At 61.7% G+C, this 15,250-nt stretch carries 15 protein-coding genes; 8 read left to right on the top strand and 7 right to left on the bottom strand.

Features of this window, described 5'->3' with window-relative positions; genetic code table 11:
• The first annotated feature begins 61 nt into the window (after window positions 1-61).
• Together pssA and AC07OO_RS18745 are read left to right on the top strand one after the other, a co-directional pair.
• Entirely contained in the window at window positions 62-673 is a 612-nt protein-coding gene (gene pssA / locus AC07OO_RS18750; protein WP_495083654.1) for a CDP-diacylglycerol--serine O-phosphatidyltransferase, read from the top strand.
• 16 nt (window positions 674-689) lie between these two features.
• Window positions 690-1,607, top strand: a complete 918-nt coding sequence (locus tag AC07OO_RS18745; protein ID WP_495083653.1) for a pyridoxal-phosphate dependent enzyme — start codon at window positions 690-692, stop codon at window positions 1,605-1,607.
• Here AC07OO_RS18745 and AC07OO_RS18740 read toward each other — a convergent pair.
• Genes AC07OO_RS18740 through AC07OO_RS18730 form a run of 3 tightly spaced genes read right to left on the bottom strand, consistent with a single transcriptional unit; the run spans window position 1,602 to window position 4,345 of the window.
• A complete protein-coding gene (locus tag AC07OO_RS18740) occupies window positions 1,602-2,459 on the bottom strand; it encodes an ABC transporter permease (RefSeq protein ID WP_495083652.1) in 858 nt (285 codons plus the stop codon). The two genes, AC07OO_RS18745 and AC07OO_RS18740, sit on opposite strands and share 6 nt — an antisense overlap.
• Window positions 2,456-3,271, bottom strand: coding sequence for an ABC transporter ATP-binding protein (locus tag AC07OO_RS18735; RefSeq protein WP_495083651.1), 816 nt, complete (start codon window positions 3,269-3,271; stop codon window positions 2,456-2,458). The genes AC07OO_RS18740 and AC07OO_RS18735 overlap by 4 nt, the downstream gene beginning before the upstream one ends.
• Before the next feature lie 27 nt (window positions 3,272-3,298).
• The gene (locus AC07OO_RS18730; RefSeq protein ID WP_495083650.1) at window positions 3,299-4,345 is read right to left on the bottom strand and encodes an ABC transporter substrate-binding protein; all 1,047 of its coding nucleotides are present in this window, start codon (window positions 4,343-4,345) and stop codon (window positions 3,299-3,301) included.
• A 148-nt stretch (window positions 4,346-4,493) separates the two neighbouring features.
• Between AC07OO_RS18730 and AC07OO_RS18725 the strand changes: the two genes are divergently transcribed.
• From AC07OO_RS18725 to AC07OO_RS18715, 3 genes are all read left to right on the top strand, one after another.
• Window positions 4,494-5,954, top strand: coding sequence for a sensor histidine kinase (locus AC07OO_RS18725; protein WP_495083649.1), 1,461 nt, complete (start codon window positions 4,494-4,496; stop codon window positions 5,952-5,954).
• Window positions 5,955-6,190: 236 nt separating this feature from the next.
• Entirely contained in the window at window positions 6,191-6,403 is a 213-nt protein-coding gene (gene rpsU, locus AC07OO_RS18720) for a 30S ribosomal protein S21 (protein ID WP_094477962.1), read from the top strand.
• A gap of 108 nt (window positions 6,404-6,511) precedes the next feature.
• Window positions 6,512-6,961 carry a GatB/YqeY domain-containing protein gene (locus AC07OO_RS18715; protein WP_495083648.1) on the top strand — a complete coding sequence of 150 codons (450 nt, stop codon included), beginning with the start codon at window positions 6,512-6,514 and terminating at the stop codon, window positions 6,959-6,961.
• A gap of 65 nt (window positions 6,962-7,026) precedes the next feature.
• Here the strand turns inward: AC07OO_RS18715 and pmbA are convergent, their stop codons facing one another.
• A complete protein-coding gene (pmbA, locus tag AC07OO_RS18710) occupies window positions 7,027-8,451 on the bottom strand; it encodes a metalloprotease PmbA (protein ID WP_495083647.1) in 1,425 nt (474 codons plus the stop codon).
• Window positions 8,452-8,476: 25 nt separating this feature from the next.
• Here pmbA and yjgA point away from each other — a divergent pair, with 25 nt between their 5' ends.
• Window positions 8,477-9,139 carry a ribosome biogenesis factor YjgA gene (yjgA, locus tag AC07OO_RS18705; protein WP_495083646.1) on the top strand — a complete coding sequence of 221 codons (663 nt, stop codon included), beginning with the start codon at window positions 8,477-8,479 and terminating at the stop codon, window positions 9,137-9,139.
• Window positions 9,136-9,735, top strand: a complete 600-nt coding sequence (gene mog / locus AC07OO_RS18700; protein ID WP_495083645.1) for a molybdopterin adenylyltransferase — start codon at window positions 9,136-9,138, stop codon at window positions 9,733-9,735. Before yjgA ends, mog begins: the two co-directional genes overlap by 4 nt.
• A gap of 185 nt (window positions 9,736-9,920) precedes the next feature.
• On the opposite strand, the gene cysE is transcribed toward mog, so the two are convergent.
• Together cysE and AC07OO_RS18690 are read right to left on the bottom strand one after the other, a co-directional pair.
• Complete coding sequence (gene cysE / locus AC07OO_RS18695; RefSeq protein ID WP_495083644.1) at window positions 9,921-10,697, bottom strand: serine O-acetyltransferase; 777 nt, start codon at window positions 10,695-10,697, stop codon at window positions 9,921-9,923.
• Between the two features lie 133 nt (window positions 10,698-10,830).
• Complete coding sequence (locus AC07OO_RS18690; RefSeq protein ID WP_495083643.1) at window positions 10,831-11,658, bottom strand: RNA methyltransferase; 828 nt, start codon at window positions 11,656-11,658, stop codon at window positions 10,831-10,833.
• Window positions 11,659-11,812: 154 nt separating this feature from the next.
• Here AC07OO_RS18690 and AC07OO_RS18685 point away from each other — a divergent pair, with 154 nt between their 5' ends.
• A complete protein-coding gene (locus tag AC07OO_RS18685) occupies window positions 11,813-12,742 on the top strand; it encodes an inositol monophosphatase family protein (RefSeq protein WP_495083642.1) in 930 nt (309 codons plus the stop codon).
• Window positions 12,743-12,764: 22 nt separating this feature from the next.
• Here AC07OO_RS18685 and AC07OO_RS18680 read toward each other — a convergent pair whose 3' ends face one another.
• On the bottom strand, window positions 12,765-15,242 hold the full coding sequence (locus AC07OO_RS18680; protein ID WP_495083641.1) for a sensor domain-containing protein: 2,478 nt from the start codon (window positions 15,240-15,242) through the stop codon (window positions 12,765-12,767).
• Window positions 15,243-15,250 lie beyond the last annotated feature (8 nt).

The following is a 15,250-nucleotide window of genomic DNA, read 5'->3' as shown; positions in this document are numbered from 1 at the left end:
AGCAGTTATTCCCATACGCGGCTCGCCATGCCGCGCAGACCCGTAGACCGAAAGGATTGCTATGACAAAACCCTTCTCCATGATTCGTGAGTTCCACTTGGCCGACTGGTTCACCCTGGGCAACGCGGTCAGCGGCATAGGCTCCATTTTTTCCACGATGACCTATGTGCTCAGCGGTGACATCACGCACATCTATTACGCCGCGGCCTTGGTGTTTTCCGCACTGGTGTTTGACATTCTGGACGGCCGTATCGCCCGCTGGCGCAACAAGTCCTCGGCTATGGGGCGCGAACTGGATTCGCTCGCCGACGTGATCTCATTTGGCGTGGCCCCCGCGATACTGGCCTATGGCTGCGGCATGCGCGGCCTGTATGACCGCATACTGCTGGCCTATTTCGTGGCCTGTGGGGTGTCGCGTCTGGCCCGCTACAACATCACGGCCGAAGAGATGTCGCAAGAGACCGGCAAGGTCACCTACTTTGAAGGCACGCCCATACCCACCTCCTTCCTGCTCGTCATCCTGCTGGCCGTGGCCGCCAACTGCGATGCCATTGGCGCGAACATGTGGTTTGGTGCCGTCAAGATGGGTGGTTTCACGCTGCACCCACTGGCCCTGCTGTTCGGCCTGTCGGGCTCGCTGATGATCAGCCGCATCCGCATACCCAAGCCCTGACGCACACACGCCGCCTATGCCACTGCACATCGAAACCCCACTCATCCCCTCGCGCCAACTGAGCCAGCTGTCGGGCCGTTCCGTCTGGTTGAAGATGGACGCGCTGCAGGCACCGGGCTCGTTCAAGATACGTGGCATAGGCCATGCCTGCACCCTTCATGTGAGCCGCGGCGCGCGGCGCTTCGTGTCCTCGTCCGGTGGTAACGCGGGCCTGGCCGTGGCCTATGCCGGCCGCAAGCTGGGCGTTCCCGTGACGGTGGTGGTGCCACAAACCACGTCAGAGCGGGCCAAGGAACTGCTGCGACTGGAAGAGGCTGAGGTCATCGTCCATGGTGCTAGCTGGCAGGAGGCCAATGAAAAGGCTTTGTCCTTGGTTGGCGCCAGTGATGCGTTTTTGCACCCGTTTGACGATCCGCTGCTGTGGGAAGGCCATGCCAGTGTCGTCGACGAAGTGGCCCGTGCGGGGCTCAAACCCGACGCCGTGGTGTTATCTGTGGGCGGCGGTGGTCTTTTATCCGGCGTAGTAGAAGGACTGCACCGCAATGGCTGGGGCCAGATCCCCATCATTGCGGTAGAGACAGAAGGTGCAGCGTCCTTCAACGCCGCGGCCCAGGCCGGGCATGCGGTTCAGTTGGAGCAGATCAGCAGCATCGCCACCTCGCTAGGCGCCAAGCGGGTGTGCGAGCAAGCGGTGCTGTGGTCCCAAAAGCATCCCATCCACAGCGTCCTGGTGTCAGACAAAAGTGCCGTCTTGGCCTGCCAGCGCTTTCTGGCTGACCACCGCGTGTTGGTGGAGCCTGCCTGCGGCGCTAGCCTGGCTTTGGCGTATGAGAATGCTGCCGTGCTGCAGCCGTTTGAGACCGTGCTGATCATGGTTTGCGGTGGTGCGACTGCCACCGTCGAGCAACTGGCCCAGTGGGCCAAGACCCTATAGCTTTTCCGACTCGCCTTGGCGCGGCTGCCACTTCATCAGGCGCCGCTCCAAACGGCCAACCGCGCCATCCAGCAGCAGGGCACAAGCCGTCAGCACCACGATGCCGGCAAAGACGGTGTTGACGTCAAAAGTACCCTCTGCCTGCAGGATCAGGTAGCCCACGCCCCGAGCCGAGCCCAGGTATTCCCCCACCACCGCGCCCACAAAGGCCAGGCCCACCGAGGTATGCAGGCTGGAGAACACCCAGGCCATGGCACTGGGCAAATACACCGTGCGCAACAACTGTCGTGCGTTGGCGCCCAGCATGCGCGCATTGGCCAGCACGACGGGGCTGACCTCTTTGACGCCTTGGTACACATTGAAAAACACGACAAAGAACACCAGCGTGATGGCCAGCGCCACCTTGCTCCAGATACCCAGCCCAAACCACAGCGCAAAAATGGGCGCCAGGATGACGCGCGGCATGGAATTGGCCGCCTTGATATAGGGCTCCAGCACGGCACTGGCCAGCGGCGCCAGCGCCAACCACAGGCCACAGGCCAGGCCCAGGGCCGTGCCGATGCCAAAGGCGAGCACCGTCTCCAGCAGCGTCACGCCCAGGTGGATGTAGATATCGGCCCGCCCCGCCAAGCCTTCGGGGAACAGCACATTGGCTGGTTGTGCGATGGGCAGAAACCAGGACCACAAGCGCCCCAACACCTGCACCGGCTCGCCAATGAAGAAGGCCGCCTGCTGGTCACGCGAAGCCAGTTGCCATGCCAGCAAAACCAGGGCCAACACCGCAATCTGCCAGGCGCGCAGATTGGTCTGCGAAGGGCGCAAATATTTCAGCAGACGCCTCAGGGTATTCATGCGACCTTCTTCAATTGTTGGGCATAGGCCTTCAAGACCTCCTCGCGCAACACATCCCATATCTGGGCATGCAGTTCCAGGGCGCGCGGGTGCAGGCGCTGCTCAGCCACATCGCGCGGGCGCGGCAGGTCGATCGCAAATTCGCCTATGGGGTGGGTGGCGGGCCCCGCCGAAAGCACGACCACACGGTCGCTGAGCGCAATAGCCTCGTCCAGGTCGTGGGTGATGAACAGCACGGCCTTCTTGCGCGCAGCCCACAGTGCCAGCACTTCGTTTTCCATCAACTGGCGAGTCTGGATATCGAGAGCGCTGAAGGGCTCGTCCATCAGGATGATGTCCGGGTCCAGCGCCAGCACCTGGGCCAGTGCCGTGCGCTTGCGCATGCCGCCAGATAACTGGTGCGGGTAGCTGTCGGCAAACGCAGCCAGGCCCACGCGCTGCAACCATTGCAGTGCCTGCTCACGCGCCTGCGCATCCGGCAGGCCGCGGTATTGCAGGCCCAGCATCACGTTTTGCAGCGCAGTACTCCAAGGCATCAGCGCATCGGACTGGAACATATAGCCCGCGCGCGCGTTGATGCCCACCAGCGGCTGGCCGAACACGCGAACCTCTCCACCCGAAGGGGCAAGCAGCCCGGCGGCCATATTGAGCAGTGTGGACTTGCCGCAGCCTGTAGGGCCGACCACCGAGACAAACTCTCCGGCTGCGATGCGCAGCGTGGTGTCGGCTACCGCGGTGTAGCGCGGGGCGCCGGCATCGTGCGAGCGGAATACGCAAGACACATTGAGAAACTCCAGCGCGTAATCGGTCATGCGGTCCGTGTCCTGCCAAATAGCATGTCAAGCCTTGAAGCGCTCTTTGGCCTTGCGGGCGAAGGTGTTGGTATAGGTCTGGGCCAGGTCAATCTTGTCGGCCTTGATGGCAGGATCAAAGCTGGCCAGTGTGCGCAACGCCGTGCGGGCGCCCTCGTCAGAAATGATGCCGTCGGGTGACATGGCCTCGCGCACCTTGGCAAAAGCTTCCAGGTACAACGCGCGGTCGCCGAGCAAATAAGCCTCCGGCACGGTCTTGACGATATCGCTGGGGCCGGCGGTCTGCAGCCACTTCAAGCTGCGCACCATGGCATGGGTCAGGGCCTGGACGGTGTTGGGATTTTTTTGCACAAATTCCAGCGGTGCGTACAAGCAACCAGCGGGCATGGAGCCACCAAACACATCGGCCGTGCCTTTGAGCGTGCGGGTGTCGGCAATGATGCGAATCTCACCCTTTTGCTCCAGCATGGTCATCACCGGGTCGGTATTGCTCATGGCATCAATCTGTCCCGAGCGAAAGGCCGCCAGTGCACCCGCGGCTGTGCCTACACCGATGAAGCTGACGTCGGTTGGCTTGAGGCCGGCGCGCGACAGGATCAGATTGGCCACCATATTGGTGGACGAGCCGGGTGCCGACACACCGATCTTCTTGCCTTTGAGGTCGGCCACGGTCTTGTAGTCCGCCATGGTCTTGGGCGAGATACCCATGGAAATCTGGGGCGCGCGGCCCTGCAGCACAAAGGCCTGGAATTTTTGGCCTTTGGATTGCAGATTGATGGTGTGCTCAAAGGCGCCCGACACCACATCAGCCGAACCGCCGACCACGGCCTGCAAGGCGCGCGAACCGCCGGAAAAGTCGCTGATCTCGACCTCCAGGCCCTCTGCCTTGAAGTAGCCCAATTGCTCGGCAATGGTCAAGGGCAGGTAGTAGAAGGCCGCCTTGCCACCCACCGCGATGCCAATCTTGGTCTTCTCCAACTTGGCCTGCGCCCACACAGAAGGGGCCGCCAACGACGCCGTTGACAGGGTGGCAACGGTGGCAAAGGCACGTCGGCTCAGCAAGGTGTCATTCATGGTGATTCCACTGGGTGTTTGGGCGGATTGTACTGAGCGTGTATCGATCGGAAGACCTTCGCGTTTGCGACCTTCCGAGACCCGGAAATGGGTAAGATGAAGGTCGGGAGGGCGGCTGGCATTTGTCTGTACACACCGCAATTCGAGCATGAATCCTGAGCAGGTAGAACTGGGCCGGTTGCGCGCCATTGTGGAGCGCTGCGGAGAAGGCTTGCTGGTCATTCAGAACGACCAGTTCGTCTTTGCTAACGACCGCGCCATCGAACTGTTGCAGACCACCCGCGAAGAGATGATGGCCGAAGGCTATCTGTACCGCGTGCACCCTGACGACCGCCCCTGGATCGAGGAGCGGCGCAAACAGCGCCTGGCGGGCCTGGAAGTGCCCAACCGCTACGAGGTGCGGACCCAACTACCCAACGGCACGGTCCGCTGGCTGGACATCGGCGTGACCATGATGCCCTGGGGCGGCGCCCCCGCCACGCTGACCTACTTCTCCGACGTCACCGAACGCAAGCTGGCGCATGAGGAGTTGCAACGCGCCTCGTCAGAACGAGAAGCAATTTTGCACAACGCATTGGTGGGCATCGTGCTGTCGGTGGACCGGCACAACCAGTGGGTCAATGACAAATTTGCCGAAATGGTGGGCTATAGCCGCGAAGAACTGATCGGCGTTGGATCGGCCATGCTGCACCCGGACCGGGAGTTGTGGATCAAGCTGGGGCAGGAGCAGCGTGCCGCACTGAAGACCACAGGTACCAGCACCAGCGTGCGCCAACTCAAGCGGCGCAATGGCGAACTGTTTTGGGTGCAGATGGAAGGCCAGTGCGTACACAAGAATGACCCCGACGCTGGCGTGATCTGGACCTTTCTGGACATCACCGAGCGGCTCAAGGCTGAACAGGACACACAGGCTGCGCTGGAGCAGCAAAAGGAACTCAACACCTTGCGCTCCCGCTTTGTCGCGATGACCAGCCATGAATTCCGCACGCCGCTGTCGACCATTCTTTCCTCGGCAGAACTACTCAAGTACTACGATGAGCGCCTGCCCAAGTCCGAGAAACTGGAGATTTTGAAAACCATTGAAGACGGCGTGCAGCGCATGAAGCGCATGCTGGACCGCGTGCTGCTCTTGGGCAAGGTCGAGGCCCATATGCTGGAGTTTCGGCCCCAGATGGTCAATCTGCGCGAGTTCTGCCAAGCCCTGGTCGAGGACACCCGCACCCAGCACCCACTAACCCGCAGCGAGATCACAACGGATTTCTCACAAACCGCAACCGAAGGCCTGTTCGACGAAAAGCTGCTGCACCACATCTTCAGCAATCTGCTGTCCAACGCACTGAAGTACTCACCCCAAGGGGGTACCGTCGACTTCAAAGTGGTTTCCGAACCAGGCCAGACCCTGTTCGCGGTGTCCGATACTGGCATTGGCATTCCGCAAGACGAAATCCCACACCTGTTCGAGTCCTTTCACCGGGCCAGCAATGTGGGGGACATACAAGGCACGGGCCTTGGCCTGGCTATCGTCAAGAACGCGGTGGATTTGCATGGCGGCACGATCAGCGTGGCCAGCACACCGGGACAAGGCACCACGTTTACCGTGCGCCTGTGATGAACCTTCGCCAAGTGAATTTTTATGCGCGCAAAATGTAATTACATAGCCACAGACAGCAAGGAATGCAATAAGTCAGTACACAACACGCAAAAACGCTATAATCCAAGGCTTTTCTGGCAGAACCCCCGTCGGCCAAATACTAGTTACAGACGGGGAAATCGCTGAACGTGGCATGGCGGGGCCCGATCTTCCCCCCGTGACTGGCGACAGCACATTTTGGACAACATTACGTAATGACAACCATCCGTGTAAAAGAAAACGAGCCGTTTGACGTCGCCCTGCGTCGCTTCAAGCGCACTATCGAAAAATTGGGTTTGCTGACTGACTTGCGCGCCCGCGAGTTCTACGAGAAGCCCACTGCCGAGCGCAAGCGCAAGAAGGCCGCTGCCGTCAAGCGTAACTACAAGCGCATCCGCAGCATGCAATTGCCCAAGAAGATGTACTAAACGTACAGCCTTCCAAGGCCCAAAAAAAAGCTCGCTTGGGGACGCTCCGGCGGGCTTTTTTTATTTTCTGGCGTCACTTTTTGCCAATCCCTCTTTAGGAACCCTGCAATGTCATCACTCAAAGACCAAATCACCGAAGACATGAAAACCGCCATGCGCGCCAAAGACAGCGAGCGCCTGGGCACCATCCGCCTGCTGCTGGCCGCCTGCAAGCAAAAGGAAGTGGACGAGCGTGTGGTGCTGGACGACACCATGGTTGTGGCCTTGGTGGACAAGCTGATCAAGCAGCGCAAGGACAGCATCGAGGCCTACCGCAAGGCAGAGCGCGCCGATCTGGCAGACAAGGAAGAGGCCGAGATGAAGGTGCTGCAGGCCTACCTGCCGCAACGCATGTCGGCGGATGAGGTGCTGGCAGAGGTGAAGGCCATAGTGACGGAGCTGGGAGCTGCTGGGCCTGGGGATATGGGCAAGGTGATGGGGGTTGTGAAGACACGCCTGGCTGGCAAGGCGGAGATGGCAGCGGTTTCTGCGGCGGTTAAGGCTGCTTTGGCTGGTTGATTTTTAGGTCTTTCCCTGCTGGGCCTACAAAAACCCCGCAGGGAGAAACCTCCCCAAAAACAGAATTAGGACCCTGCGACCTTCATGCGGTTGATCAGGACAGACCCCACAGTCTTGGCACCGTAGTTGTAGATATCCGCCCCCACCGCCTCAATTCCCTTGAGCATGGCCTTCATGTTCCCGGCGATCGTGATCTCATGCACGGGGTAGGCAATGCGCCCCTTCTCCACCCAGAACCCACTGGCCCCGCGTGAATAGTCACCGGTTACATAGTTGACGCCCTGCCCCATCAGCTCGGTCACGAACAAGCCCGTACCGAGCTTCTGCAGCATGGCATCCAGATCGTCTCCGGGGCGCGTCTGGCGCGAGGTGAAAGTCAGGTTGTGTGAGCCACCGGCATTGCCCGTGGTTTGCATGCCCAGTTTGCGGGCCGAATAACTGCTCAGGAAGTACCCTTTGACCCGGCCAGCGTCGATCACCTTGCGGGCCTTCACACTGACGCCCTCGTCATCAAACGGCGAGCTGCCCTTGCCGCGCAGCACAAAGGGGTCTTCCTGCATGTCGATGTGCTTGGGCAGAATCACCTTGTCCAAGGAATCCAGCAAAAAGCTGCTCTTGCGGTACAGGGCACCACCGCTGAGCGCCTGTACCAGGCCACCCACAAGGCCCGCAGCCAGTGGCGATTCAAACAGCACCGGGCATTCCAGCGTGGCGATCTTGCGGGCCTTCAGGCGGCTCAGCGCGCGCTCGGCGGCGTAGCGGCCAATGGCCTGGGGGGATGCCAGCGCATCCGGGTGGCGCATGGAGCTGTACCAGCTGTCGCGCTGCATGTCCTTGCCCTTACCAGCAATGGGCGACACCGACATGGAGTGGCGCGAGCTGGCGTAGCCACCGCGAAAGCCATGGGTATGTGCGCTGAAGAAATGCGATTGCTGGGCCGAAACGGCCGCGCCTTCGCTGTTGGTGATCTTTTTGCTGGTGCCCAAGGCCGCGGCCTCGCATTCCAGTGCCAGGCGCATGGCATCTTCACTGGTCAGGGCCCAGGGGAAGAACAAGTCCAGATTACGCTCACGATCGGCCACAGGTGCGATGTCCTTCACATCGGGCAGGCTGGCAAAGGAATCTTCGGCGGTGAAGCGTGCGATGTCGTAGGCGGCGCGCACGGTCTGCGCGATGGCGTCTTCCGAAAAATCCGAAGTGCTGGCATTGCCCCGGCGCTGGCCCACATACACGGTGACGCCCAAGGACTTGTCACGGTTGCGCTCCACGTTCTCCAGCTCGCCATTGCGCACGGACACGCTCAGGCCGCAACCTTCCGACACCTCGGCACCGGCGTCGGTGGCACCCAGCTTTTTGGCATGGGCCAGTGCCGTATCGGCCAGGGACTCAAAAAAGGACCGGCTGTAGGCAAAACCGCTGCCAGCGGCTTGGTTGGATGCAGATGGGGCGCTCAAGGGCGAGGATTGGGAGGTTGGGAGGGGGGTCTTCATAGCGGAGGCTATGATACTTGTCTATATGAGCAAACTAAAAAAAGGCTATTTCGTCAAAGGCAAATTTGTGGCGGAAGGCAGTGAACTTGACCTGGAACTCAAGCGCGAGCTCAAGGGAACCGACGATAAAAGCCGCACCGACCTCAAACGCGAAAGCACCGAGCTGCAAAAGCTGGGTGAAGACCTATTGACGCTGCGCGCGGAACTATTAAAACGCCTGGAACTGCCGGACAAACTGCTCGAAGCCATTGCCGAATACAAGCGCATCACCAACTTCGAAGGCCGGCGCCGCCTGATGCAGTTCATTGGCAAGCGGATGCGACAACTGGAGCCCGCGACACTGGACGCCATCCGCACGGCCCTGGTGGAGCAGCATGAGCCCTCTGCCAAGGAAACGCTGGCCCTGCATGCCGCCGAGCAATGGCGTGACCGCCTGATTGCCGACGACGATGCCGTGGGCCAGTGGGTCAACATCAACCCCGCCACCGACATCCAGCAACTGCGGGCCCTGATCCGCCAGGCGCGCAAGGACGCAAAACCCGAAAAACCAGGCGAAGCCCTGCGCCATGGCCGTGCCTACCGCGACATCTTCCAACTCGTTCGCGAACACCTCTTGCATGGTAGCGACGTGCCCGACCCGATTGGCCCGGAAGACGACTTCCCCGACAACCCGGGAGCCGACGCGTGAGTGCGTCCGACACCGTAAAGATCGGCATTGTCTCGATCAGTGATCGCGCCTCCACCGGCGTCTATGAGGACAAAGGCCTGCCCGCTCTAAAGGAGTGGCTGGGCCGCGCGCTGCAAAACCCGCTGCAATTTGAAGCCCGCTTGATCCCGGACGAACAAGCCACGATCAGCGCCACGTTGATCGAACTGGTAGATGCCGGCTGCAGCCTGGTACTGACCACCGGCGGCACCGGTCCCGCGCTGCGCGATGTGACGCCCGAGGCCACACTGGCCGTAGCCCACAAAGAGATGCCAGGCTTTGGCGAACAGATGCGCCAGATCAGCCTGAAGTTTGTACCAACGGCCATCCTCTCGCGCCAGGTGGCCGTGATACGCGACAAGAGCCTGATCATCAACCTGCCCGGCCAACCCAAGGCCATTGCCGAAACACTGGAAGGCCTGAAAGACGCCAACGGCCAGCAATTGGTCAACGGCATCTTTGCTGCCGTGCCCTATTGCATCGACCTGATCGGCGGGCCGTACCTGGAAACCGTAGACAGCGTCTGCAAGGCTTTCCGTCCCAAGAGCGCCATTCGGCCGGCGCCAGCGGCGGCATAAAACAAGCACCTCCAGCCCAAGGGCTGGGGTGCGTGCCAAAGTGAGGTAACGGAGGAGGCCGAAGGCCGGGGGACTCGAACGGCGGCACGTACCCCAGCCCTTGGGCGGGCGAGAGCAAGTGGAAAATTCGCCACTAGCCCTCGTCGAATATACCTACAACGCTATCACAAGGATAGCAAAATACCCTACTTCCCAATCAGCTGATTCAGCTTCTCAGCCTCAAAACACTCGCTACGCGAGGCATCGCTGGGCACACAATCCCCCACCGCACCCCCTTTGGCCGACAACTGCTCGATGGCCTTCCAAAGCAAGGCGATCTGATGATCCTGCCCCGAGGCGCTGTCCACCAGACCCCGCAACGCCTGGCTGACAGGGTCGTCCTCCAGCGTGATGCCATAGGCCGAGAACTTGCGATCGGCCGTGGTCACATCCGCGCTCACACCCTCTTTGCTGGGAATGATGCGGGCCGGAATGCCCACCGCCGTGGCGCCGGGTGGCACGGGCTTGATGACGACCGCATTGCTGCCGATCTTGGCACCGTCACCCACGACAAAACCGCCCAGCACCTTGGCGCCAGCACTCACCACCACGTCCTTACCCAAGGTGGGGTGGCGTTTAGCGCCCTTGTACAGCGACGTGCCGCCCAGCGTCACACCCTGGTAAATCGTGCAGCCGTCGCCGATTTCGGCAGTCTCACCCACCACCGTGCCCATGGCGTGGTCGAAGAACACCCGCTCGCCGATGACGGCACCGGGGTGGATCTCAATACCCGTGAACCAGCGCCCCATGTGCGAGATGAAACGCCCCAGCCACTTGAAGCCATGTGTCCAGCACCAGTGCGCACGGCGGTGCAGCACCAGAGCATGCAGGCCCGGATAACACGTCAGTACCTCCCAGGTGGTTCGCGCAGCAGGGTCGCGGTCCAGGATGCATTGGATGTCGGAGCGTAGGCGTGAAAACATGCGTGGGAGTCTACCTGTTGCGCTGTAAGCCTGTTGTCACCCAGGCTAAACCAAGCCCCCACGCTTGCCACTGCGTGTGCTGCGCTGCCCCCGAGGGAGCGCGTATTGCCTCGGGGCGGCCCAGCGGCAATACCTAGCGACCATTTTTGTCGGCCGATTGCTGCAGGATGGCCTTGGCAATGCCCCGCAGGATGTGGATCTCTTCCTGCGTGACACCACCCCGGTTGAACAACTGGTTCAGCCGGGGCATCAGCTTCTTCGGGGCCGCAGGGTCCAGAAAACCCAGCGCCACCAGCGACTGTTCCAAATGGCCGAGCATGCCGGCCACCTGGGCGGCATCGGCCATGGTGGCCGCAGGGAGCGCTTCAACAATTGCCTCGGAGGCATCCGCCCCAAAGCCCCCCAGCGCCAAGCGCCACTCATAGGCAATCACCTGCAAAGCCGCACCGATGTTCAGTGAGCCGAATTGAGGATTGCTGGGGATACTGAGGCAGACGTGGCAGCGGTATACGTCTTCATTGCGCATGCCAAAGCGCTCGGAGCCGAACAGGAAGGCGATGCCCTGCTGGGCCGCCGCCAGGGGTGCCTCAGCCAGATCCGCATTTGGCAAATCTGCCTCTAGCCCTCGTCCGTTATGCGCAAGTAGCTCCGTTTTTGATAGCAATTCAAAATGGGAGCGGGGCGTGGCTGTGGGTGGTCCGAAGTCGCGCGGCGTCATGGCGGTGGCACACAGGTGGGTCATGCCGTCCAACGCCTCGTCCAGCGTGTCTACGATGCGGCATTTGTCCAGAACATCGAGCGCGCCGCTGGCCCGCTGTATGGTTTCCTCACGGCGCAGCACGTTGGTCCAGCGCGGCGCCACCAGCACCAGGTCGTCAAAGCCCATGGTTTTCATGGCGCGAGCGGCGGCGCCCACATTGCCGGCATGGCTGGTGTTGATCAGGATGAAGCGGGTCTGCATGGTGGGGAAAAAGGGAACGAGGGCGGCAAAAGGGGCTTAGACCGAGATCAATATGAACACTATAGGGTGCGCAACCAGGGCCCTGCGGCTAAAATATGCCTATTGTCGCCGCCGGCATCGCCCGACGGCCCTCCCCCGTTCTTTCCAAAAATCTATGTCGTCCAATCTGCACCCCATGATCAACGTGGCCGTCAAGGCCGCCCGCGCTGCTGGTTCCATCATCAACCGCGCCGCGCTGGATATTGAATCCGTCCGCATTTCCCAAAAGAAGGCCAACGACTTCGTCACCGAAGTGGACCATGCTGCAGAGCAGGCGATCATAGAAACCCTGCTGGGCGCCTACCCCGGTCACGGCATCTGGGCCGAAGAATCCGGGCGCAGCCATGGCGCCAAAGACTCCGAATACGTCTGGATCATCGATCCGCTGGACGGCACCACCAATTTCATCCACGGCCTGCCCGTGTACTGCGTCAGCATCGCGCTGGCGGTCAACGGCAAGGTCGAGCATGCCGTGGTCTACGACCCCACCCGCAACGACCTGTTCACCGCCACCAAGGGCCGCGGCGCCTTCTTGAATGACCGCCGCATCCGCGTCTCCAAGCGCATCTACCTGAAGGACGCACTGCTGTCCACCGGCTTCCCCTTCCGTCCCGGTGACAACTTCGCCAACTACCTGACGATGATGGGCGATGTCATGAAGCGCACCGCCGGCCTGCGCCGTCCGGGTGCCGCGGCCCTGGACTTGGCTTATGTGGCGGCCGGTTACACCGAAGGATTTTTTGAAACCGGCCTGCAGCCCTGGGATGTGGCCGCCGGTTCACTGCTGGTGACCGAGGCCGGTGGCCTGGTCGGCAACTTCACCGGCGAAGCCGATTTTCTGGACCAGCAAGAATGCCTGGCCGGCAATCCCCGCATCTATGGCCAGTTGATCGGCATCCTGGGCAAGTACAGCAAGTTCGCCAGCGCCGGTGAAAAAGCTGCCTTGCGCCAAGCACGCCACGCACCCGCTGCGTCCACCGCCGAAGACGCGGCCAGCGAAACTGCTGCGCCCGAAGCACCCGAGACAGACAGCGCCCCCCTGTAAACCGCCGCTTGACGGTCTACCGTCAACTGCTGGGTAGCGCCAAATCCTCCACGGCCCCGGGGCGGCCAAAGAAATAGCCCTGGAAGGCCTTGCAGCCGATTTTCAACAGGAAATCGCGCTGCCCGGCCGTCTCCACCCCCTCCGCCACCACACTCAAGTCCAGACTGCTGGCCAGACTCAAGATCGTGCGGGCAATGGCTGCATCGTTGGGATCGGTCAGCACGTCGCGCACAAAAGACTGGTCGATCTTGAGCTGGTCCAACGGCAGCCGCTTCAGGTAGGACAGCGACGAGTAGCCGGTGCCAAAGTCATCCAGCGCAAAGTTGACGCCAATGGAGCGCAACTCCCCCATCTTGACGATGACATCATCAAAATCGCTCAGCAGCATGCTCTCGGTCAGCTCCAGCTTCAGGCGGTAAGGGTTGGCGCCGCTGACGCGCAGCAAGTCCAACAACTGGGCCGTGAAATCGGGGTGGCGGAACTGGCGTGCGCTCACGTTCACGGCCATCGTCAGCTGGCGCGTCGCGGCGCTGCCGTTCCAAGCCACCAGTTGCGCGCAGGCCGCCTGCAAGACCCACTGGCCCAGCGGAATGATCAACCCAGCCTGCTCGGCCACAGGGATAAATTCAGCCGGCGACACCATGCCGCGCTGCGGGTGGTGCCAGCGCAGCAAGGCCTCCACGCCGGTGATGTGGCTGTTCTCATCGACCACGGGCTGGTAATGCAAGCTGAACTCGTGGTGCTGCAGGGCGTGGCGCAGGTCGATCTCCAGCACGGCGCGGGCGCTGGCCGCCGCCTGCATCACCGGGTCAAAGAAGCGCAAGGTATTGCGCCCCGCCGCCTTGGACTGGTACATGGCCAGGTCGGCCCGCTGCAGCAACTCGTCTACGCTCTGCTGGTGGTTGAAAAACAGCGTGACACCAATGCTGGGCGAACTGTGGTGGGGCTGGTCGCCCAGCATGAAGTGCTTGTTGATGGCCACCAGGATCTTCTTGCCAATGCTCTCGGCCTGGCCTGCGGCGTCCATCTCGACCGTGCCCAAGTCTTCGAGCATGACCACGAACTCATCGCCACCCAGGCGGGCCACCGTGTCGATGGCGCGCACGCAGTCGGTCAGCCGTGTGGCCACCTGCTTGAGCAACTCGTCGCCCATATGGTGACCACGGGTGTCGTTGAGCACCTTGAAATTGTCCAGGTCTATGAACAACAAGGCACCAAAGCAGCCCCGCCGGGCGCTGGAAGCCACGGCCTGGGACAGGCGGTCGATCAGCAGGCGCCGGTTGGGCAGGCCGGTCAGCGCATCGTAGAAGGCCAGGCGTTCGATATCGGCCTCGGCCTGCTTGCGGGCACTGATCTCGCGCCCGGTACCACGGTAGCCAGTGAACACGCCCTGGCTGTCGAAGATGGGCGCGCCGCTGATCGACACCCACATGGGGCTGCCGTCGGGTCGGCGGCGCAGCATTTCAAAATCCTGGAAGGTCTGGCGCGCATCCAGCGCCGCACGGTGCGCGGCCCATTGGGCATCGCTGATGCCCTCCACACCCGACTCCCAACGGGTCTTGCCAATGAAATCCTCCGCCGGCATGGCGTTCAGGCCGGCCAGGTCGCCATCTACGCGGACAAAGCGGTACTGGGCATCCTGCTCCCAATACCAGTCGGAACTGAGGGCGGTGAGGCTGCGAAAGCGAGCCTCGCTCTGCTGCGCCGCCTGCAACTGCGCAGCGGCAGACTCCAGCGCCTCGCGCTCACCCGAGATATCTTGCACGATGCCGATCTCGGCCCGCACCACCCCGCCCTCGGTCTGGCGCTGCAGGCGTGAGCGCAGCCAGATCACCTTGCCATCGGGCCGGCGCCAGCGGTACTCCACGATGCCGCCATCCATATTGGCCAAGGCGTTCTTGACCACGGCCAGATCCTGCGGCAGCACACCGTGCAAGTGTTCGCCCACCTTGGACACATGGTCGGCGGCCATATGGCAAATTTCGCGGTAACCATGCGACACATGCACGGTGTCTTCTCCCGGGTAGACCACGCCATAGCCAACCTTGGCCATGGACTCGGTCATCTGGTAGAGCGCAATCTGGCGGTTGAGCCTCTCGTTGGTACGCGCCAACGCCTGCTCACCGGCCAGCACCGCGGCCTGGGCCATGCGCTCGGCCGTGACATCGCGCAGGTAGAACAGGATGTAAGACTCGTGCTTCACGGTCACCAAGACCGCGTTCATGCAGATCAGGCGGTGCACCCCGTTGGCCAGGCCCATGGTGATGTCCAGATCGTGCACCCGGCCCTTGGTCTGCAGTGGCGCCAGGGCCTGGGCGCGGGCCTCTGCATCGGCCCAATGGCCGATCTCCACGGCGGTGCGCCCCAATACCTCCTCCCGGCTGTATCCGGTCAGCCGCAGCCATTCTTCGTTGACGGCAATGATGGAGCTATCGCGCGCCCGCGTCAGTGCAATGGCCTCGGGGCTCTCCAGGAAGATGGCTTGGAACAGGGCGTCCACCGCAGGCT

Source organism: Rhodoferax sp. GW821-FHT07G04, from assembly GCF_059418585.1.
The sequence above is the reverse complement of the archived record's forward strand: the minus strand, read 5'-3'. Positions and strand labels throughout refer to the sequence as shown.